The sequence below is a fragment of the Pantoea sp. USHLN256 genome, from assembly GCF_037149875.1.
GTDB classification, from domain to species: Bacteria; Pseudomonadota; Gammaproteobacteria; order Enterobacterales; family Enterobacteriaceae; genus Pantoea; species Pantoea nemavictus.
In genome coordinates this window covers 91,331-110,827 of record NZ_JBBCQO010000004.1, presented here as the reverse complement: position 1 = coordinate 110,827, position 19,497 = coordinate 91,331, and the positions used below count along the sequence as shown (strand labels likewise).

Annotated in this window: 21 protein-coding genes; 8 read left to right on the top strand and 13 right to left on the bottom strand. The window is 53.9% G+C overall.

Going from position 1 to position 19,497, the window contains the following annotated elements; genetic code table 11:
- Positions 1-17 precede the first annotated feature (17 nt).
- The gene (locus WFL93_RS12225; protein WP_007889567.1) at positions 18-1,253 is read left to right on the top strand and encodes an MFS transporter; all 1,236 of its coding nucleotides are present in this window, start codon (positions 18-20) and stop codon (positions 1,251-1,253) included.
- Positions 1,254-1,278: 25 nt separating this feature from the next.
- Here WFL93_RS12225 and lpxM read toward each other — a convergent pair whose 3' ends face one another.
- The 3 genes from lpxM to znuA form a co-directional block, all read right to left on the bottom strand.
- On the bottom strand, positions 1,279-2,256 hold the full coding sequence (lpxM, locus tag WFL93_RS12220; RefSeq protein ID WP_007889566.1) for a lauroyl-Kdo(2)-lipid IV(A) myristoyltransferase: 978 nt from the start codon (positions 2,254-2,256) through the stop codon (positions 1,279-1,281).
- A 126-nt stretch (positions 2,257-2,382) separates the two neighbouring features.
- Positions 2,383-3,711, bottom strand: coding sequence for a murein DD-endopeptidase MepM (gene mepM, locus WFL93_RS12215; RefSeq protein WP_007889564.1), 1,329 nt, complete (start codon positions 3,709-3,711; stop codon positions 2,383-2,385).
- Positions 3,712-3,724: 13 nt separating this feature from the next.
- On the bottom strand, positions 3,725-4,696 hold the full coding sequence (znuA, locus tag WFL93_RS12210) for a zinc ABC transporter substrate-binding protein ZnuA (RefSeq protein WP_336778237.1): 972 nt from the start codon (positions 4,694-4,696) through the stop codon (positions 3,725-3,727).
- A 76-nt stretch (positions 4,697-4,772) separates the two neighbouring features.
- Here znuA and znuC point away from each other — a divergent pair, with 76 nt between their 5' ends.
- Complete coding sequence (gene znuC / locus WFL93_RS12205; protein ID WP_336778236.1) at positions 4,773-5,528, top strand: zinc ABC transporter ATP-binding protein ZnuC; 756 nt, start codon at positions 4,773-4,775, stop codon at positions 5,526-5,528.
- The gene (gene znuB / locus WFL93_RS12200) at positions 5,525-6,310 is read left to right on the top strand and encodes a zinc ABC transporter permease subunit ZnuB (protein WP_007889561.1); all 786 of its coding nucleotides are present in this window, start codon (positions 5,525-5,527) and stop codon (positions 6,308-6,310) included. The genes znuC and znuB overlap by 4 nt, the downstream gene beginning before the upstream one ends.
- Positions 6,311-6,317: 7 nt before the next feature.
- On the opposite strand, the gene ruvB is transcribed toward znuB, so the two are convergent.
- The 6 genes from ruvB to aspS all read right to left on the bottom strand — a co-directional run bounded on the left by ruvB (position 6,318) and on the right by aspS (position 11,800).
- Complete coding sequence (ruvB, locus tag WFL93_RS12195; RefSeq protein ID WP_007889560.1) at positions 6,318-7,322, bottom strand: Holliday junction branch migration DNA helicase RuvB; 1,005 nt, start codon at positions 7,320-7,322, stop codon at positions 6,318-6,320.
- Between the two features lie 8 nt (positions 7,323-7,330).
- Positions 7,331-7,945, bottom strand: coding sequence for a Holliday junction branch migration protein RuvA (gene ruvA, locus WFL93_RS12190; protein ID WP_007889559.1), 615 nt, complete (start codon positions 7,943-7,945; stop codon positions 7,331-7,333).
- Between the two features lie 92 nt (positions 7,946-8,037).
- Complete coding sequence (ruvC, locus tag WFL93_RS12185; RefSeq protein WP_007889558.1) at positions 8,038-8,565, bottom strand: crossover junction endodeoxyribonuclease RuvC; 528 nt, start codon at positions 8,563-8,565, stop codon at positions 8,038-8,040.
- 37 nt (positions 8,566-8,602) lie between these two features.
- Entirely contained in the window at positions 8,603-9,346 is a 744-nt protein-coding gene (locus WFL93_RS12180) for a YebC/PmpR family DNA-binding transcriptional regulator (RefSeq protein ID WP_336778235.1), read from the bottom strand.
- A gap of 241 nt (positions 9,347-9,587) precedes the next feature.
- Entirely contained in the window at positions 9,588-10,019 is a 432-nt protein-coding gene (nudB, locus tag WFL93_RS12175) for a dihydroneopterin triphosphate diphosphatase (protein WP_007889556.1), read from the bottom strand.
- Positions 10,019-11,800, bottom strand: coding sequence for an aspartate--tRNA ligase (aspS, locus tag WFL93_RS12170; RefSeq protein ID WP_007889555.1), 1,782 nt, complete (start codon positions 11,798-11,800; stop codon positions 10,019-10,021). The genes nudB and aspS overlap by 1 nt, the downstream gene beginning before the upstream one ends.
- A gap of 232 nt (positions 11,801-12,032) precedes the next feature.
- Here aspS and WFL93_RS12165 point away from each other — a divergent pair, with 232 nt between their 5' ends.
- The 3 genes from WFL93_RS12165 (at position 12,033) to cmoB (ending at position 14,626) form a co-directional block, all read left to right on the top strand.
- Positions 12,033-12,854, top strand: coding sequence for a DUF72 domain-containing protein (locus WFL93_RS12165; RefSeq protein ID WP_336778234.1), 822 nt, complete (start codon positions 12,033-12,035; stop codon positions 12,852-12,854).
- 78 nt (positions 12,855-12,932) lie between these two features.
- Entirely contained in the window at positions 12,933-13,661 is a 729-nt protein-coding gene (gene cmoA / locus WFL93_RS12160; RefSeq protein WP_007889552.1) for a carboxy-S-adenosyl-L-methionine synthase CmoA, read from the top strand.
- Positions 13,658-14,626: a tRNA 5-methoxyuridine(34)/uridine 5-oxyacetic acid(34) synthase CmoB gene (gene cmoB, locus WFL93_RS12155; protein WP_007889551.1), complete on the top strand. Its 969-nt coding sequence runs from the start codon at positions 13,658-13,660 to the stop codon at positions 14,624-14,626. The genes cmoA and cmoB overlap by 4 nt, the downstream gene beginning before the upstream one ends.
- A 3-nt stretch (positions 14,627-14,629) precedes the next feature.
- Here cmoB and WFL93_RS12150 read toward each other — a convergent pair whose 3' ends face one another.
- The 3 genes from WFL93_RS12150 to cutC form a co-directional block, all read right to left on the bottom strand.
- The gene (locus tag WFL93_RS12150) at positions 14,630-15,250 is read right to left on the bottom strand and encodes a LysE family translocator (protein WP_007889549.1); all 621 of its coding nucleotides are present in this window, start codon (positions 15,248-15,250) and stop codon (positions 14,630-14,632) included.
- Between the two features lie 33 nt (positions 15,251-15,283).
- Positions 15,284-16,141, bottom strand: coding sequence for a hypothetical protein (locus WFL93_RS12145; RefSeq protein WP_336778233.1), 858 nt, complete (start codon positions 16,139-16,141; stop codon positions 15,284-15,286).
- Between the two features lie 293 nt (positions 16,142-16,434).
- The gene (gene cutC / locus WFL93_RS12140) at positions 16,435-17,187 is read right to left on the bottom strand and encodes a copper homeostasis protein CutC (protein WP_336778232.1); all 753 of its coding nucleotides are present in this window, start codon (positions 17,185-17,187) and stop codon (positions 16,435-16,437) included.
- 85 nt (positions 17,188-17,272) lie between these two features.
- On the opposite strand from cutC, the gene WFL93_RS12135 reads away from it, so the two are divergent.
- Entirely contained in the window at positions 17,273-18,412 is a 1,140-nt protein-coding gene (locus WFL93_RS12135) for a MalY/PatB family protein (RefSeq protein WP_336778231.1), read from the top strand.
- On the opposite strand, the gene WFL93_RS12130 is transcribed toward WFL93_RS12135, so the two are convergent.
- Entirely contained in the window at positions 18,409-18,951 is a 543-nt protein-coding gene (locus WFL93_RS12130; protein WP_049852275.1) for a VOC family protein, read from the bottom strand. The genes WFL93_RS12135 and WFL93_RS12130 overlap by 4 nt on opposite strands.
- A gap of 330 nt (positions 18,952-19,281) precedes the next feature.
- Between WFL93_RS12130 and WFL93_RS12125 the strand changes: the two genes are divergently transcribed.
- Positions 19,282-19,404 carry a hypothetical protein gene (locus WFL93_RS12125; protein WP_007889544.1) on the top strand — a complete coding sequence of 41 codons (123 nt, stop codon included), beginning with the start codon at positions 19,282-19,284 and terminating at the stop codon, positions 19,402-19,404.
- The last annotated feature ends 93 nt before the right edge of the window (positions 19,405-19,497 follow it).

Here is a 19,497-nt window from a genome sequence, read left to right as displayed (position 1 = left end):
TTTGACAAGGAGGCCAAATGGCCCGCTATCAACCTATAACCCAACTTACCGGGCGCGTGCTGCTGTTTCCGCTCGCCCTGGTGTTGTTTGAATTTGCGACCTATATCGCGCATGACATGATTCAGCCCGGCATGCTGCTGGTTACCTCTGAATTCAGCGTCGGCCCCGAATGGGTATCCACTTCGTTGACCGCCTATCTCATGGGCGGCGTGGTACTGCAATGGCTGCTGGGCCCGCTTTCTGACAAATATGGCCGCCGCCCGGTATTACTGTTTGGCATTCTGTTCTTTGCAGCCGCCTGCATTCTGACCACCTGGGTTAGCAGCATTGAAGAGTTCGTCGCGCTACGCTTCATTCAGGGCATTAGCCTGTGCTTCATTGGCGCAGTCAGCTACGCGGCAGTGCAGGAAGCTTTTGCGGAAGCCCTGGCGGTACGCATGATGGCGCTGATGGCTAACGTTGCGCTGCTGGCACCTTTAGCGGGACCACTGGCCGGAGCGGCGTGGCTTACCGTTGGCGAGTGGCGCAGCATGTTCTGGCTGTTTGCCATTTGCAGCGTGGTTGCTTTTGCCCTGTTGTGGCGCGTAATGCCCGAAACCGCTGGCGACCGCAGCCACTCTATCGCCCTGCCGACCCTGGCGCGCGGCTATGCCCGCTTAGCACGCGATCGCCAGGTGATGTACGGATCGTTCGCGATCGGCCTGGTATTTATCCCGATCCTCACGTGGGTGGCGCTTTCGCCAGTGATTTTAATGCACGATGAAGGATTATCGCGGATGCAGTACGCGCTGCTACAGCTGCCGGTATTTCTGGCAATGATTGCCGGCAATATCACGCTGGGTAAATTGGCGGGTCGCGTACCCATTGAGCAACCGGTGAAATTTGCCGCCTGGCCAATTCTGATTGGTCTAAGCATTTCACTGCTGGCCAATCTGCTCGACAGCCATACTTATTTGCTGCTCACCGCCGGTTTAAGCCTGTACGCATTTGGCGCAGGCATGGTAAACGCCGGTCTGTATCGCCTGACGCTCTACTCCAGTAATGAAGGCAAAGGCAGCGTTGCGGCGATGCTTGGCATGATCAGTATCCTGACGTTAGCGATCGGCATTGAACTGGCAAAAAGTGGCTACTTCAGCGGCGGAACACCCTGGTTTAGCGGCATTAACTTTGCGGCTGGCGTGCTGTGGTTTGCGCTGGTGACGCTGTTCCTGCGGGAACGTAAACGTCGCAGTCATGTCGCAGAGGTAGAATGAGAAAGGGGCCAAACGGCCCCTTTTCTTATTTCTTGCGTGGATAAAGATCGTTACGCGCATAAGGTTCAATATCTCCCTCCTTACGCGTTTTTAGCAGCTTCAAAATCCACGTGTACTGCTCAGGATGTGGACGCACGAAGACTTCCACTTCTTCATTCATACGGCGTGCCAATGTGTGGTCATCGGCATCCAGCAGATCGTCCATAGGTGGACGCACATAGATTTCCAGACGATGAGTTTTGCTGTTATACACCGGGAATAACGGCACCACGCGCGCGCGGCACACTTTCATCAGGCGCCCAACGGCAGGCAATGTGGCTTTGTAAGTAGCAAAGAAATCGACAAACTCACTATGTTCTGCGCCGTGATCCTGGTCGGGCAGATAATAGCCGTAATATCCCTGACGTACGGACGCGATAAACGGCTTGATGCCATCATTGCGTGCATGCATGCGACCACCAAAGCGACGCCGCACCGTGTTCCATAGGTAATCCATTAACGGATCGCTTTGGTTATGGAACATTGCCGCCATCATTTGGCCTTCAGACGCCAGCAGCATAGCCGGAATATCCACGCCCCAACCGTGCGGCACTAAGAAAATGACGTTTTCTTTATTTGCCTGCAGTTGCTCGATAATTTCCCTACCGTGCCACTCAACACGCTTACGCACATGCTCAGGATTGCGCAGGCCCAGCTCGGCCATCATGGCCATCGCCTGCGGTGCAGTAGCAAACATACGATCAGCAATCTCTTCGCGCTGCGCCTCACTCAGTTCCGGCAGGCAATAGTAGAGATTGATCAGCGCACGACGCCGCGCACTTTTCGCCAGCTTACCGGCGAACTTGCCCAATCCGCCCAGAATCGGATCGCGCACGCTGGCGGGAAGTAATGCCATACCAGCCAGCGCGCCAACCGCTAACCAGCTGCCCCAGTATTTCGGCTTTAAAAATGAACGTTGAAAAACGGGAATAAACTCACTGTTATTTTTCTTTCGGGTTTCCATGCACTCGCCTCTGTCAATGACCGGTCAATAATAGTGACGATGATTAAATTTGCAATCTTCATGCGCCAGATAGCAAAAAACCGACGAAGAATCCGTCGGTTTTTCCCGTCTGCGCACAATGATGCGTTATTTCAACGTTAACTGCGGCAACCAGGTTTTGACTTGCGCCATATACGTGCTGCGATCTTTACCTGTCAGGCCTTCCATGCGCGGCAACTTCGCCGTCAGTGGATTCACCGCCTGGTTATTGATCCACACTTCGTAGTGCAGATGTGGACCGGTCGAACGTCCGGTGTTACCTGAAAGCGCAATGCGATCGCCACGCTTCACTTTTTGCCCCGGTTTAACTAGCGCTTTGCTCAGATGCATGTAACGCGTCATATACTGACGACCATGACGAATCGCTACGTAGTTACCGGCAGCGCCGCCGTTCTTCGCCATCACCACTTCACCATCGCCAACGGCCAACACTGGCGTACCAATCGGCAGCGCAAAATCGACACCTTTATGGGGTGCGATACGGCCCGTCACCGGATTGAGGCGGCGTGGATTGAAGTTTGAGGAAACGCGATACTGCTTAACCGTAGGGAAGCGCATAAAGCCGCGTGCCAGACCCGATGCATTACGATCGTAGAACTTGCCATCTTCGGCGCGGAAAGCGTAATAATCTTTGCCACCGGAGCGTAAACGTACGCCCAGCAGCTGACTTTGCGCACTTTTTCCACCGAGCATTTCACGCGACATCAGCACACTAAAATCGTCGCCGGCGCGCAGTTTACGGAAATCCATCTGCCACTGCATCGCTTTGATCACGTTACTGGTCTCAGCGCTGCTCAAGCCTGCACGTTGAGCGCTGGCAGCAAAGCTACCGCGCACTTCACCCTTCAGCACGCTGTTCTGCCATTCACCCTTTTGCAGCTCTTGCTGCATCTTAAAGCTGCCGTTATCTGCACGCTGATAAGTACGGGTTTCACGACGATCGATTTCCCAGCTGAAGGTTTGCAGTTGGCCATCCGCATCCAACGTCCAGCTCAGCTGCTGACCGACGCGCATATTACGCAGATCTTTATCACTGCTTACCAACGCGTTGATATCACCCAGCTCAATGCCGTACTGATTCAGGGCGCTGCTTAGCGTATCACCCGAAGAAATGGTGTAATCGTGGATGTTAGGATTGTCCGGGACATCTTTATCAATGTCGTCAGCAGGAATATCTTCTTCCGGCTCTTCCGTGGTTTGATCGATCGGTTCACTGGCTTCCGGCAACAGTGTACGTAGTTCGTCTTTGTCCAGCGCGATGGTTTTCACGATGGGCGCAACATCACGAGGATGATAAACGTAAGGCCGCCATACAGCGACGGCCAAAGTGACTACGGTTAATGAACCCAGCATAACGCGGTGGGGGCGCGGCAAATTATTAAATGCGAGGGCGACAGAGCGGGCTATCTGCTGCACTTTTACTTATTCCTCATGCTCCATTCAGGCAGCTCGCATACTGGCTCGACAACTCTGTGAGAAACTTCACGTAGCTGTCTTTAGATAAGCTGATGTCTGTTCCCAGCGGATCTAACGTACCTTTACGCACGCTAGTGCCACGGGACACGGCATCGATGACGGCCGGTCTGAATTGTGGCTCAGCAAAAACGCATACTGCTTTCTGCTCAACCAACTGTGTTCGTATTTGATGTAAACGCTGAGCGCCCGGCTGAATCTCAGGATTAACGGTAAAATGCCCTAAAGGCGACAAACCGTAATGTTTTTCAAAGTAGCTGTAAGCGTCGTGAAAAACGAAATAACCCTTGTTCCGCACAGGCACGAGTTGCGCGCCGATGTGTTTGTCTGCATCGGCTAATTCTGCCTTAAATTCCTGCAGATTAGCGTCAAGTTTGGCTTTGCTTTGCGGCATAAGTTCCAATAATTTTCCATGGATTGCAACCGCAGATTGTATGGCCATGTCAGGTGACATCCACAGGTGCATATTAAACTGCCCATGGTGGTGATGTGCATGAGACGCGTCCTGGTCTTCAGAATTTTCTGAGGCATGGTTATGATCGTGATCGTGCTCATGTTCATCATCATCTTCATCGCCGCTGATCAACAGAGTTTTTATGCCTGGCAAAGCAGCAATTTCGAGGTTTTTATTGGCGGGTAATTCTGCCGCTGACTTGGTCAAAAAGGCTTCCATTTCTGGTCCAACCCAAACGACTAAGTCTGCGTTTTTTATACGTTTTACATCGGAAGGACGTAAGGCATAATCATGTTCTGATGCGCCATCAGGCAGCAATACTTCAACAGGCGTAATGCCATCAGCGATGGCGGCTGCGATAAATCCGATTGGCTTGATTGATGCCACTACCGCTGAACGCGCGGGCAGTGCGCTTGAGGCAACGATTGCCGCAGCAGTAAGGGTGAAAACAAGGTGCTTTTTAATGTGTAACATAATACGTCATTCCATCGTGACCCGGTGATGGAATGTGATATTATAACATTCGAAATTCAATGCAACCGTAAATATCATGTCGCCACTTGTTACCCTTGAAAACATTTCCGTGAAGTTCTCCCAGCGTCCGGTGCTTGCAGGCGTTAGCCTGACACTCGAACCGGGAAAAATTCTCACGCTGCTTGGCCCAAATGGCGCCGGCAAATCTACGCTAGTGCGTGCGGTGCTCGGGTTGCTTAAACCTACCAGCGGTAGCGTCAAGCGAGCCGCTGATTTGCGCATCGGTTATGTGCCGCAAAAACTGCATATCGATCCCACTCTCCCCATCACCGTTGAGCGCTTTATGCATCTTTCACGCGGTACCAAGCGCGATGCCATTTTACCCGCACTAAAACGCGTGCAGGCCGGGCATCTGCTCAATGCGCCGCTGCAAAAACTGTCCGGCGGTGAAACCCAGCGCGTTTTACTGGCGCGTGCCCTGCTTAATGAACCTCAGTTGCTGGTGCTGGATGAGCCGACGCAGGGCGTTGACGTCAATGGCCAGGTTGCGCTGTACGATTTGATCGACCAGCTGCGTCGCGAGCTGAACTGTGCCGTGCTGATGGTTTCACACGACCTGCATCTGGTGATGGCGAAAACCGACGAGGTATTGTGCCTCAATCATCACATCTGCTGTTCCGGCACGCCGGAAGCGGTGTCACAGCATCCGGAATTCATCGCGATGTTTGGCCCACGCGGCGCGCAGCAGTTGGCGATCTATCGCCATCACCATAATCATCGTCACGATTTACAGGGACGTATTGTTCTGCGCAAAGGAAATGGCTCGTCATGATTGAACTGTTATTACCTGGCTGGCTGGGCGGCGTCTTGCTGGCGCTGGCGGCCGGTCCGCTCGGCTCGTTTGTCGTCTGGCGCCGCATGTCCTACTTCGGCGATACCCTCGCCCACGCATCGCTGCTTGGCGTGGCGTTTGGTTTGCTGCTCAACGTTAATCCCTATTACGCGGTAATTATGGTTACCGTGTGTCTGGCGTTAGGATTGGTGTGGCTGGAACGTCGTCCGCATTTGGCTATTGATACGCTGCTCGGCATTATGGCGCACAGTGCGCTTTCGCTGGGTTTAGTGGTGGTTAGCCTGATGCAAGGAGTGCGTGTGGATTTGATGGCCTATCTGTTTGGTGACCTGCTGTCGGTAACCCCAGATGATCTTTGGATGATGGGCGGCGGCGTGGCGATTGTGCTGGCAGTAATGGCGTGGCAATGGCGCTCCCTGCTGTCAATGACGATCAGTCCGGAACTGGCGCAGGTGGATGGCGTTAATATTCAACGCACACGCTTGATGCTGATGTTAGTGACGGCGTTAACCATCGGTGTAGCCATGAAGTTTGTTGGTGCGTTGATCATTACTTCGTTGCTGATTATTCCGGCAGCCACGGCACGGCGCTTCTCGCGCTCGCCGGAACAGATGGCGGGTTACGCAGTGATTATCGGTATTATCGCCGTCACCGGCGGACTGACCTTCTCCGCTAATTACGATACGCCAGCCGGACCTTCAGTGGTGTTATGCGCTGCGGTGCTGTTCATCTTTAGCATGGCAAAAAAACCGGCGGCCTAGCGCCGGTTTACTCTTCGCGACTGATACCGAAATGTTTATAGGCATGCTGCGTTGCCATCCGGCCGCGCGGCGTGCGCTGTATGAACCCTTGCTGGATGAGGAAGGGTTCAATCACATCTTCGATGGTTTCCCGCTCTTCTCCAATCGCCGCCGCCAGGTTATCAAGCCCAACCGGACCACCCGAGAACTTGTCGATAATCGCCAGCAGCAGCTTGCGGTCCATATAATCGAAGCCCTGGCTATCGACGTTAAGCATATCCAGCGCGCTGGCTGACACTTCACCGCTCAGGTTGCCGTTGGCGCGAACTTCAGCGAAATCACGTACACGGCGTAACAGGCGATTGGCGATACGCGGCGTACCGCGCGCGCGACGCGCAATTTCTAACGCACCCTCTTCGCTCAGCGCGAGTCCCAGACAAGCCGCACTACGACCGACGATGTGTTGCAAATCGGGCACGTTATAGAACTCAAGGCGCTGGACGATGCCGAAACGATCGCGCAGGGGTGAGGTTAATGAACCGGCGCGCGTTGTGGCGCCAATCAGGGTAAACGGCGGCAGGTCGAGCTTGATCGAACGCGCAGCCGGACCTTCACCGATCATGATATCTAGCTGATAATCTTCCATCGCCGGATACAACACCTCTTCCACCACCGGCGACAGGCGATGGATTTCATCGATAAACAGCACATCGTGGGGTTCAAGATTGGTGAGCATCGCCGCAAGATCGCCGGCTTTTTCCAGCACCGGCCCCGAAGTGGTGCGCAGGTTAACGCCCATTTCGTTGGCCACGATGTTGGCCAGCGTGGTTTTACCTAATCCCGGTGGGCCGAAAATCAGCAGATGATCGAGTGCATCGCCACGCAATTTCGCGGCCTGGATGAAAATCTCCATTTGCTCGCGCACCTGCGGCTGGCCAACATATTCCGTCAGCAGCTTAGGGCGAATGGCGCGGTCGAGCGTTTCTTCTTCATTAAAGGAACTGCCCGAGACCAGGCGATCGGCTTCAATCATGCTTTACCTCAAATAGCTGCGCGCAGGGCTTCACGAATCAGGGTTTCGCAATCCGCATCCGGTTTACCCACTTTACTGATCATTCGGCTGGCTTCCTGTGGTTTATAACCAAGGGCAACCAGCGCCGAAACCGCTTCCGCTTCAGCATCATTGTTATCCTGCGCAGCAGATGGCGTCGTTAACGTAAAGGTTGAATCACCACCAAACAGATCACCATGCATACCGATGAAGCGATCCTTCATTTCCACGATCAAACGTTCGGCGGTTTTTTTGCCCACGCCCGGCAGTTTAATCAGTGATGCAATCTCTTGTCGCTCAACCGCAGTAACGAATTGCTGTGCCGACATGCCAGACAGAATCGCCAGCGCCAGTTTTGGTCCTACGCCATTTACTTTCACTAACTCGCGGAACAGCGTGCGTTCCTGCTTGTTATTGAAACCGAACAGTAGCTGCGCATCTTCACGCACCACAAACTGGGTAAAGATGATCGCTTCCTGATTAATTTCCGGCAGCTCGTAAAAGCAGGTCATTGGCATGTGCACTTCATAACCGACACCGTGCGCCTCAATTAACACCAGCGGCGGCTGTTTTTCCAGAATATTGCCTCGTAAACGACCAATCACCTGAGCAGTTCCTTAATCTGATAAGTAAGCCTGTGTATATACCATAAAAAAAGCTGGATGAATATCCAGCTTCGCTGTGTATTAGGTTTCCGCTAACCCGACCGCATACGACCACGCGTCATCACCAATTTGCTATCGCTGATACGTGCAGCGTTTTGACTCATATGGCAATGCGTAATGGCAATGGCCAGTGCATCAGCGGCATCGGCTTGCGGATTGGCCGGCAGTTTCAGCAAGGTGCGCACCATATGCTGCACCTGGCTTTTCTCTGCGCCACCGGTTCCGGTCACGGTTTGCTTAACTTGACGCGCCGCATATTCAAACACCGGCAAATCATGATTCACCGCGGCGACAATCGCCGCGCCGCGCGCCTGGCCCAGCTTAAGCGCTGAGTCGGCATTCTTCGCCATAAATACCTGCTCAATAGCGAAGTAGTCGGGTGAGAATTGCGTGATAATTTCGCTGACGCCTGCATAGATCAGTTTGAGACGTGACGGCAGATCGGTGACGTTAGTGCGGATACAGCCGCTGCCTAAATAGGTAAGCTGGCGGCCGGTTTGGCGGATGACACCGTAACCGGTGACGCGCGAGCCGGGATCGATCCCGAGAATTATCGCCACAGCGCGTCTCCGGTGATGGGGGTTTTAAGCAACGCCATTACAGCGTTTCTGCGATCTCATCAGAGATTTCACCGTTATGGTAAACTTCCTGCACATCATCACAGTCTTCCAGCATGTCGATCAGACGCAGCAGTTTCGGCGCAGTTTCAGCATCCATTTCGGCTTTGGTTGAAGGGATCATTGAAACTTCAGCGCTATCCGCTTTCAGGCCGCCCGCTTCCAGCGCATCACGCACCGCACCCATCTCTTCCCACGCGGTGAACACATCGATCGCGCCGTCGTCATAGGCAACGACATCTTCTGCGCCGGCTTCCAGCGCCGCTTCCATTACCGCATCTTCGTCCTGGCCAGGCGCGAAGGAGATAATGCCCTTCTTGCTGAACAGGTAAGAAACTGAACCGTCAGTTCCGAGGTTGCCACCGGTTTTGGTGAAGGCATGACGCACTTCGCCCACGGTACGGTTGCGGTTGTCGCTCAGGCACTCAATCATCACCGCTGAGCCGCCCGGACCGTAACCTTCATAAATGATGGTTTCCATGTTGGAATCATCTTCACCGCCCACGCCGCGTGCAATCGCACGGTTCATGGTGTCACGCGTCATGTTGTTAGACAGCGCTTTGTCCATTGCGGCGCGCAGACGCGGGTTGGAGCCGGCATCGCCGCCACCGAGTTTCGCGGCGGTCACCAGCTCGCGAATGATTTTGGTGAAGATTTTACCGCGCTTAGCGTCCTGAGCAGCCTTGCGGTGCTTGGTGTTCGCCCATTTACTGTGTCCAGCCATCTTGCATATTCTCCGATCTTTTACTGGGTGCAGGCTATCTTACTTGCGATCTTGTCCCCCGGCAGTGCTCGCAATCCTCACGTACATAAGTACGCTCCGGTTGCTGTGCGCTGGCGGTGGACAACCTCGCGGCGCCGATTACGCCTGACTGTTCGATATTGTTCGGTGCGTTTATTGAAAACTCACCCGATTCATAGAATTTAAATCATTCGCCGCTGGAATAACGCGCGGCGGCGAGCATTCAGATAAATTCTTCAATTGCCTGGCGGTTACTCCAGGACTTGGTGAGGGCTGCGGCAGCGACGGGATCGAGCCAGCGCGCGGCGAGATGCTCAGTGAGCAGCAGGTCGCGCTCTGCAGGTAACGCCAATCTGAACCAGTGTTCGCGATTGTGCGTGGTGCCCGGTGCGTAGCGATGACGGTAGTGCGGGAAGATTTCAAACTCAATTTGTTTGTGGCAATCGTCCAGCACTAACTTTTCATCGGCAATGTCGATGGCGAGCTCCTCTAACACTTCACGCAGCGCCGCCTGGCGCGGGGTTTCTCCCGCTTCCAGGCTGCCGGTTACGGATTGCCAGAAGCTATCGTCATCACGTCGCTGCAGCATTAACACCCGGCCGGTATCTCGCGCAAAAATCACCACCAGCACCGATACCGGATGTTTAAAGCCCATTACTTGTTCTCTGACTTTTCTTTCTTCGGTGCCACCAGAATGCCTAAATCCAGCAGCGCCGCTGGATTAGCTTCACTTGGGGCTTCGGTCATCATGCACGCTGCGGCGGTGGTTTTCGGGAACGCGATCACATCACGGATGTTATCGGTGCCGGTCAGCAGCATGGTCAGACGATCCAGACCAAACGCCAGGCCCGCGTGTGGCGGCGTGCCGTATTTCAGCGCATCAAGCAGGAAGCCAAACTTCTCACGCTGCTCTTCTTCGGTAATGCCGAGAATGCTGAATACCGTCTGCTGCATTTTGCCGCTGTGGATACGTACCGAACCGCCACCCACTTCGTAACCGTTAATCACCATATCGTAAGCGTTGGCTACCGCTTGTACCGGATCGGTCGCCAGCGCTTCAGCGCTCATCTCTTTCGGCGAAGTGAACGGATGGTGCATCGCTGCCAGGCCGCCCTCTTCATCTTCTTCAAACATTGGGAAGTCGATCACCCACAGCGGCGCCCAGGCTTTGTCATCCGTGATTTGCAGATCGCGGCCAACCTTCAGACGCAGTGCGCCCAGCGCATCGGCGACCACTTTAGCGCGGTCGGCGCCGAAGAAGATCAGGTCGCCATCTTGTGCGGATGTGCGGTTCAGGATCGCTTCAACGATCTCTGCAGTAAGGAATTTCGCTACCGGGCTCTGTACGCCTTCGAAACCTTTCGCGCGCTCGTTGATCTTCATCCACGCCAAACCTTTGGCGCCGTAGATTTCAACGAACTTGCCGTATTCATCAATTTGCTTACGCGTCAGCGCTGCACCGCCCGGTACACGCAGCGCAGCAACGCGACCTTTCGCATCGTTGGCTGGACCCGCAAACACCTGGAACTCAACGTTTTTCAGCAGGTCAGCAACGTCCACCAGCTCCATAGGATTACGCAGGTCTGGCTTATCGGAGCCGTAACGGTTCATCGCTTCGGCAAAGGTCATCTGCGGGAAGTCACCGAGATCGACGCCCTTGATGTCAATCCACAATTCACGAATCAGACGTTCCATCTTTTCACGGACCTGCTCGGCAGTCATGAAAGAGGTTTCAACGTCGATCTGGGTAAATTCAGGCTGACGGTCAGCACGCAAATCTTCGTCGCGGAAACACTTAACGATTTGATAATAGCGGTCAAAACCCGACATCATCAGCAGCTGTTTGAACAGCTGTGGCGACTGCGGCAGCGCGTAGAATTTACCTTTATGCACGCGGCTCGGCACCAGATAGTCACGCGCACCTTCTGGCGTGGCTTTGGTCAGCATCGGGGTTTCGATATCAAGGAATCCCTGGTCGTCCATAAAGCGACGCACGAAGCTGGTAATTTTAGCGCGGGTTTTTAAACGCTGTGCCATTTCCGGACGACGCAGGTCCAGATAGCGATACGTCAGACGCGCTTCTTCGCTGTTGGTCTGGTTTGAGTCCAGCGGCAGCGGTTCTGCACGGTTGATGATGTTCAGCTCATGGGCAAACACTTCCACTTCGCCAGTCGCCATGTCGCTGTTTTTGTTCTTTTCGTCACGTGCACGAACGGTGCCGGTGATCTGGATACAGAATTCGTTACGCAGCTCAGATGCCAGCTGGAAAGCGTCCTGACGGTCGGAATCGAAGAACACCTGTGCGATACCTTCACGGTCGCGCATATCGATAAAAATCAGGCTACCCAGATCGCGACGGCGATTTACCCAGCCGCAGAGAGTGACTTGCTGACCCACATGAGACAGATTGAGCTGTCCGCAATATTCTGTACGCATAACGTATCCTTTTAACTTCGCCGCTGCTGCCAGACAGCATCAGGCCGCGTAACCTTCTGAGATGCTGTCGCAAAAAAGGCGGCTATTATAATGGAAAAACCCAGGCAGGATAAGTGGAGCCAGATCAAAGCGGACAAAACATTATGTTTTATCGCGCTGTTTTTCCTGCCGACATGAAAACAGGTTACATTAAGCCGCCCTTTCCCGCCCAAAAGGATTCAGGAGTTCGCGTTTGACACTTCGCATTGGATTACCGCAATGGCAGCATGCGCACTGGAAACAGTTCGGTTTAGCGACGTTAGCCGATTACGCACAGCTGTTTGGCTGCGTTGAAGGCAACACCACATTGTATGCGCTGCCGAAGCCGGAAGTGGTGCTGCGCTGGCGCGATATGACTCATGACGATTTCCGCTTCTGCTTTAAGTTTCCCGATAGCATCAGCCACAAAGCCGCGCTGCGAAACTGCGATGAGCTGCTGACGGAATTTTTCCGCATGCTCGATCCACTCAGCAACCGCATCGGCCAATATTGGTTACAGCTGCCCGCCGCATTCTCACCGGCGCAGCTCAGCGATTTATGGGCATTTCTTGATAGTTTGCCGCGTATCTTTCAGTACGGCGTTGAAGTGCGCCATCCGGCGTTTTTTGCCAAAGGTGAAGCCGAGCGCGCGCTGAATCGCGGTTTGCTGCAGCGCGGGGTGAATCGGGTGATTCTGGATAGCCGCCCGGTACATGCCTCGACTTCACAAACCGCCGCCGCCGTTGAGGCCAGAGCGAAGAAGCCGCGCGTGCCGCCACATGCGGTGCAAACCGGCTCGCAACCCATGGTGCGTTTTATCGGCAGCGATAGCGTGGCGGAGAGCGTGCCGCTGTTTCAGCCGTGGCACAGCAAAATCGCCGCGTGGCAGGCTGAATGTGATCCGATGCTGTTTATTCACACGCCAGATATGGGCGAGGTGTTTCCCCTGATTCAGGCGCTGTGGCCGCAGTTGCAGCAGCTGGAACCCTCGTTGCGCGATCTGCCCGATTGGCCGCAGCAGTCGAGCCTGTTCTAGACGCAACGCAAAGGGTGCAGCCTGCCCGCGTTTCTGCCAAAATAGCGCCCTTTCCGTTTTCTCTCCGGACCTTTCATTATGTCTGATCGCGATACGCTATTTTCCGCGCCCATCGATAAGCTGGGCGACTGGACCTTTGACGAGCGCGTGGCTGAAGTCTTTCCCGATATGATTCAGCGCTCGGTGCCGGGTTACTCCAACATCATTTCGATGATTGGCATGCTGGCAGAACGCTTCGTTCAACCGAATAGCCAGGTTTACGATCTCGGCTGCTCGCTGGGTGCCGCCACGTTGTCGGTTCGCCGCAATATTCATGTGCCGGGCTGCCAGATTATTGCCGTCGATAATTCGCCGGCGATGGTTGAGCGCTGCCGTCGTCACATCGACGCCTTCCGCGCGGATACGCCGGTGCAGGTGATTGAAGCCGATATTCAGGATATCCACATTGAGAACGCCTCGCTGGTGGTGCTGAACTTTACCCTGCAATTCCTAGAACCGCCGGCACGTCTCGCGCTGCTGAAGAAGATTGTGCAAGGGCTGAACCCAGGCGGTGCGCTGGTGCTGTCAGAGAAGTTCAGCTTTGAGGATGCCGAGGTCGGCGAGCTGTTGTTCAATATGCATCACGATTTTAAACGCGCGAACGGTTACAGCGAGCTGGAGATCAGCCAGAAACGTAGCATGCTGGAGAACGTGATGCTGACTGATAGCGTAGAAGCGCATAAAGCGCGGCTGAAAACCGCCGGTTTCAAACATGCGGAGCTGTGGTTCCAGTGCTTTAATTTTGGTTCGTTGGTGGCGTTGAAATGATTGAGTTTGGCCGTTTTTATCAGCAGATTGCCACCGGCCCGCTCGCCAGTTGGCTGGAAGTATTACCTGCTCAGGTCGCCGCATGGCAGCGTGAAAACCTGCACGGCAAGTTTCGCGATTGGGAGAAGTCGGTCGATTATCTGCCGCTGCTGACTCCACAGAAGCTGGATTTATTGCACAGCGTGAGCGCTGATGTTGACGATCTGACCGATCGTCAACGCCTTGGCATTGAGAATCTGCTGCGCAATTTGATGCCGTGGCGTAAAGGCCCTTATTCGCTGTACGGTACCGAGATCGACACCGAATGGCGTTCCGACTGGAAATGGGATCGCGTGTTACCGCACATTTCTCCTTTGCAGCATCGCACGGTGCTGGATGTCGGTTGCGGCAGCGGTTATCACATGTGGCGTATGATTGGCGCGGGAGCCAAGCTGGTGGTGGGCATCGATCCCATGCAGCTATTTTTGTGCCAGTTTGAAGCGGTACGTAAGTTGCTGGGCGACGATCGTCGGGCGCATTTGCTGCCGCTGGGTATTGAGCAGTTACCGGCGTTGCAGGCGTTTGATACCGTATTTTCCATGGGCGTGCTTTATCACCGTCGTTCGCCACTTGATCACCTGATGCAGCTGAAAAATCAGTTAGTCAGTGAAGGCGAGCTGGTGCTGGAGACGCTGGTGATTGAAGGCGACGAGAACGCGGTGTTGGTGCCGGGTGAACGTTATGCGCAGATGCGAAATGTGTACTTTATTCCCTCTGCGGCGGCCCTGAAAAGCTGGCTGGAGAAGTGTGGATTTGTCGATGTGCGCATTGTCGATTATGCGGTGACCTCGGTGGAAGAGCAGCGACGTACCAGCTGGATGACCAGCGAGTCGCTGGCCGAATTCCTTGATCCTAATGACAGCAGCAAAACCATCGAAGGTTATCCCGCGCCGCTGCGCGCGGTGCTCGTCGCCCGCAAGCCGTAACGCTTAACGCCGCGACAGCGCCAGCTTCGCGGCAAAACCAATAAAGACGCAGCCGGTTAGGCGATCCATCACTTTCAGCACCGCCGGGCGACGCAGATGCGTGGCAAAGTACTGGCTGCTACCAATCAGCACCGCATTCCACACCAAACCAATCAGCATATGCGTGAGCGCCATTAGCGTGCACCACAGCGGCACCGAAGCGCCCGCTGGAATGAACTGTGGCAGGAAGGTGACGTAGAACACACCGACTTTGGGATTTAACAGGTTGCCAAATAAACCGCGCGTGAAGCAGGCGAAATAACGTTGTTCTTTGCTCTGGGTGCGCTGGCCTTCTTCCGCCTGTGTGCGCGGATGGATTAACAGTTTGATGCCGAGATAGAGCAGATAAGCCGCGCCAACCCATTTGAGCAGGTTATAAGCCATTTCCGAGGCCAGCAGCAGCGCGCCCAAACCCAGTCCCACCGCAACGCCCCACACCAGACAACCCAGCGTGACGCCCAGCGCCGTTACCGAGGCGCGTCTCCAGCCTTGCGCGGCGGCGGAACGAAGCACTAATGCAGTATCAAAGCCGGGTGTAAGCGTAAGAATGGTGATGGCGAAGAGGAATGAAAGGATAAGTGTCATGCGATGTTCTCTCTTACTCCGGTGCGTTTGGCGTTAATCCTGGGTGGCTGATTCGTCTGGCGAATTCCAGTATTGGTATTTATAAGCTGAGCTGAGATGGCGTTCAATGGTGCCTTTAGCAAACACTTCAGTTTCATGCAGATAACTCAATGTGCAGTTGCCCACTTCATCCCACAATTGACACTCATCGACCGAGCGCAACGTGCTAACCGGCGTGGTCGACGTGCCATTCAGGCGCAGTTCCCGCCACTGGTTATCGTAGCTGTAAGTATCTTTACTGCGCGCGCTGCTGGATGAGGTGACCAATCCTTGCGGATTCCAGCGCCAGCTGTTTTCGCCGTTGGTCATGGTATCGCTGCCGCGAGCCACGCTTTTTTCCACTCGGAACTGCTTATCGTAACGATAAGTGGTATCGGTAAAGCCGTCTTTACCCATGCTGGTAAATTTATCAGACGAGCTAACAATGTTGCCATGCTGTCCGATTTGCCAGCTAATGGTGCCCTGCCGGTTGTCGACCACTTCCTCTTGCCCTGCCTTGATCACTTTGACGATATAAGCATACTCCGCCACCCAACCGCGCTGTACGCGAGCAATATGCTGCTCCATCGTCAGCATGACGTTGCCTTCATTTTTGTCATAGGAGATATCGGCCACCATCAAGTCGCCGCATTGATCAAACTGGCCGAGCACGCGCTTTTGCGAGTTCACATCTTTGCCGAATTCGCCCGCCACCACCTGACGTACCGCGCCTTTGGCATCACCACCCAGCATGATCCAGTTATTGCTGCTGGTAATGTTTGTGCTCATCGGTGGACACGCAGTGCTGACCGCCAGCGCGACGCCGCAGTAAGGCAGAAGCAGCACTAAAACGGCACAAGGGAAGGATTTCATGAAGGTTATCCGTACGAAGCCATAAGTAATCAAAGCATCGTTTGCTGGAATACGCTATGCCGACGTGAACTCTTTCGCCAAAATAATGCGAACGACAGCAAGGCGGCAAGTGCGCAAATCCCCAGGTGATTACACCCGGAAGTGACTGGAGCGAACGCACGCAGCCAACGCATCTGTAACTTGAAGTATGAAGATGCCAGGCAAAAAGAACCCCAGTTAGAATAACTGGGGTTGGTACTTGCAAACATCACGTCATTAGAACTGGCGTGCTGCGCGGCAAAATCGGCGTGAAATCAGGCTACCCGGACGGTGGTCAACTGCGTCATGCTTTTCATGGCTTCAACAACATCACCATCAACGCAGTAGCGACTGAATTCATCGGTTTCCGCTTCGGAGCACATAGAAACACCGGCTTTACGGTAGCGCATCGGCGAAGCGACTAATCGGCTGGCGGAGCTGTGAACTTCCTGCAATCCACTGTCAATGAACTTCTGGATATTGCTCAAACGTACGCCCGCACCCGCCATAATAATCGGACCCGTGCTGTGTTCATTTAGTTCCCGTAATAATGCAATTCCTGCTTCGGCACTCTGTTGCTGTCCGGAAGTGAGAATACGCGCGATGCCTAAATCAGCCAGCACCTCTAACGAACGTTTGGGGCTGTGGCACAAATCAAAGGCGCGATGGAAAGTGACGGCCATGCCATCACACAGCTTCATAATTTGCTGCATGCGGGCGATATCAACATGCGCGTCTTCATCCAGCATGCCGATGACCAGCCCAGGAAAACCCAGTTCACGCATCAGCGCAACGTCGGATTTCATCGATTCAAATTCATGGTGGGTGTAACAAAAATCGCCGCCGCGCGGACGGACGATAGGATGCACCGGGATCGAAATTTCACGTCGTGCGGCTTCCAGCACGCCAGCTGAAGGCGTCAACCCACCTTCGCGCGGTGCGCTGCACAGCTCCACGCGATCGGCACCGGACAGCTGCGCAGTCATTGCACAGTCGATGCCGTAGCAACAAATTTCCAGTATCGTCATACCCTGCTCCTTTTCATGACTTCTGGCTCGGGAGGAATGCTTCAGTTAGTCTGCTCAATTGGATAGTTTACGTGGAACTCGCACAATGGCATTCGATTTTAATCAATGGATAGACCGTCGTCACAGCGATAGTTTGAAATGGCACAAATATGGCGATCGTGATGTGCTGCCGCTCTGGGTGGCGGACAGCGATTTTCGTTCACCGCCGTGCGTGATTGAGGCCATAAAAAAGCGCGCCGAACACGGTGTTTTTGGCTATGGCGCAACACCAACCGGCTTGATTGATATCACCCTTTCCCGATTAGCGCAGCGCTACAACTGGCATATTCAGCCGGAATGGATTGTGTTATTGCCTGGCGTAGTGTGCGGTTTGAATCTTTCGGTCCGCGCATTCACAGAGTCAGGCGAAGCGACGGTGGCACCCACGCCAATCTATCCACCGTTTCGCGGCGCGGCAAAATTAGCCGATCGCGCGCAGGTGAACCTGCCGCTGCGTTTACAGGACGGCCGCTGGGTAATGGATCTCAACGCTCCGGAGATGCAGGGCAATGAGCGCCTGCTGATGTTGTGTAATCCGCAAAATCCCGGTGGTACGGTTTATCGCCGTGAGGAGCTGGAAGCCCAGCTGGCCTTTGCGCAGCAACATGATTTGATCGTCTGCTCTGATGAGATCCATTGCGATCTGCTGTTATCCCCGGAAGTGCAGCACATTCCCTTTGCCGCCTTGAGTGAAGATGCCGCGCAGCGCAGCATTACGCTGCTATCTCCTTCGAAAACCTTCAATATTGCTGGATTAGGCGCCTCGATGGCGATTATACCCAATGCGGAATTACGCCAGCGCTTCAAACGCGTACGTGAAGGTATCGTGCCAGGCGTTGATATTCTGGCGTTAGTGGCGGCGGAAGCGGCGTGGCGTGATGGCGAAGCCTGGCTAACGGCGCAGCTGGATTATCTGCGCGCCAACCGTGACTTTCTGGTCGCGCAGGTTAATGCCCTGCCGGAGCTGCGAATGGCGGTGCCTGAAGCGACTTATCTTGGCTGGATAGATGCCAGCCAGTTAGCGGTCGCCAGCCCCGCGCTCTACTTTGAACAGCACGGACTCGGCTTTTCGCCTGGCCATGATTTTGGTGACGATCATTTCGTACGCTTCAACTTTGGCTGTACGCGCGACACGCTAGAGCAAGCGGTCACGCGCTTGCAGCGCGCGGTCGCCGCGCAGCGTTAAGCTTGTTCGCTGGCGACGATCTCTTCCAGTCGCCACGGATGAAATTTTATCGTGGTTTGCCCATCCGTCACCGCCAGCGTCGGATTGGGCAACCGCTCATTCTCCCCTTTTGGCGCACTGGTTTTGAAAGAGATACCAGGCTGTGTCAAAGCGTCATCTGACAGCAGTGCCATCGCGCGCATGCCAAGCGTTTCCGGTTCGCCGCGCAACACAATCTCCACATGCTCCCAACCTTCGTGGCGATAACGTTTCTCCCCCGGCCACGGCAGCTCAATCACATCGACTTGCCATCCCGCCAGTTGCAATGGCTGATGCAGTTTAAACAGGCAGATTGGGCGTCCATTGATGATCGCTTCAGAGAATTGGCTCCCAATTTGCAAAAATCCCGCTTTCCAGCGCTCCGCCGTGGCGATTTGATGGCAGCGCACCGCAACGTGATCGGCCTCATGTTCAGCCAACCGAATACCTAAGCGTTCTGCAAAATCTTGCAAAGAGTGCTCAAAATGAGTCAAGTCTTGTTTTAAATCATCCAGTTCCATAGGAAAGTTGGTCTGCGTCACGCTTTTACCTCTACATCTGTTCAGGTTTATTAATCGTTTTGAAAATTGATAAGTATTGATTCCGCTTGACAAAATTGTCGGATTCATCCGATTTCCGCATCAAAAAGGCTCAAAACCGCATAAATTGCCCATTCATTTCGGATTTATCGTCAAATCAGGTCCAGCAGTTACTTTATGAAAGTGACTTAAACTACTGTTATTATTGAAAATAGTTAATACAATGAGATAACTCTTATTTAAGTTGCAAACAATTGCAGCCAGAAACCCTTTCTTATAAATTTGGGTTTCACAACTACAAGGAACGGCCTTATGTCTATGCTCATTGTTGTCGCGGTCCTGATTGCATTAATGGGATTTGCAATTTCCCGCCATTGGAAGGTGCGTGAAGACAAAAGCGTTAAAAATCCTCGTCGTCACCCACGGCGCCGTTAATCGGCGCTGAGGGCCCGATGTTGCGCCTTACAGCATACCGAAAAGCTGACTCACTTTAACATTTCACGTATACTTCCCCTCCTATTTTTCCGT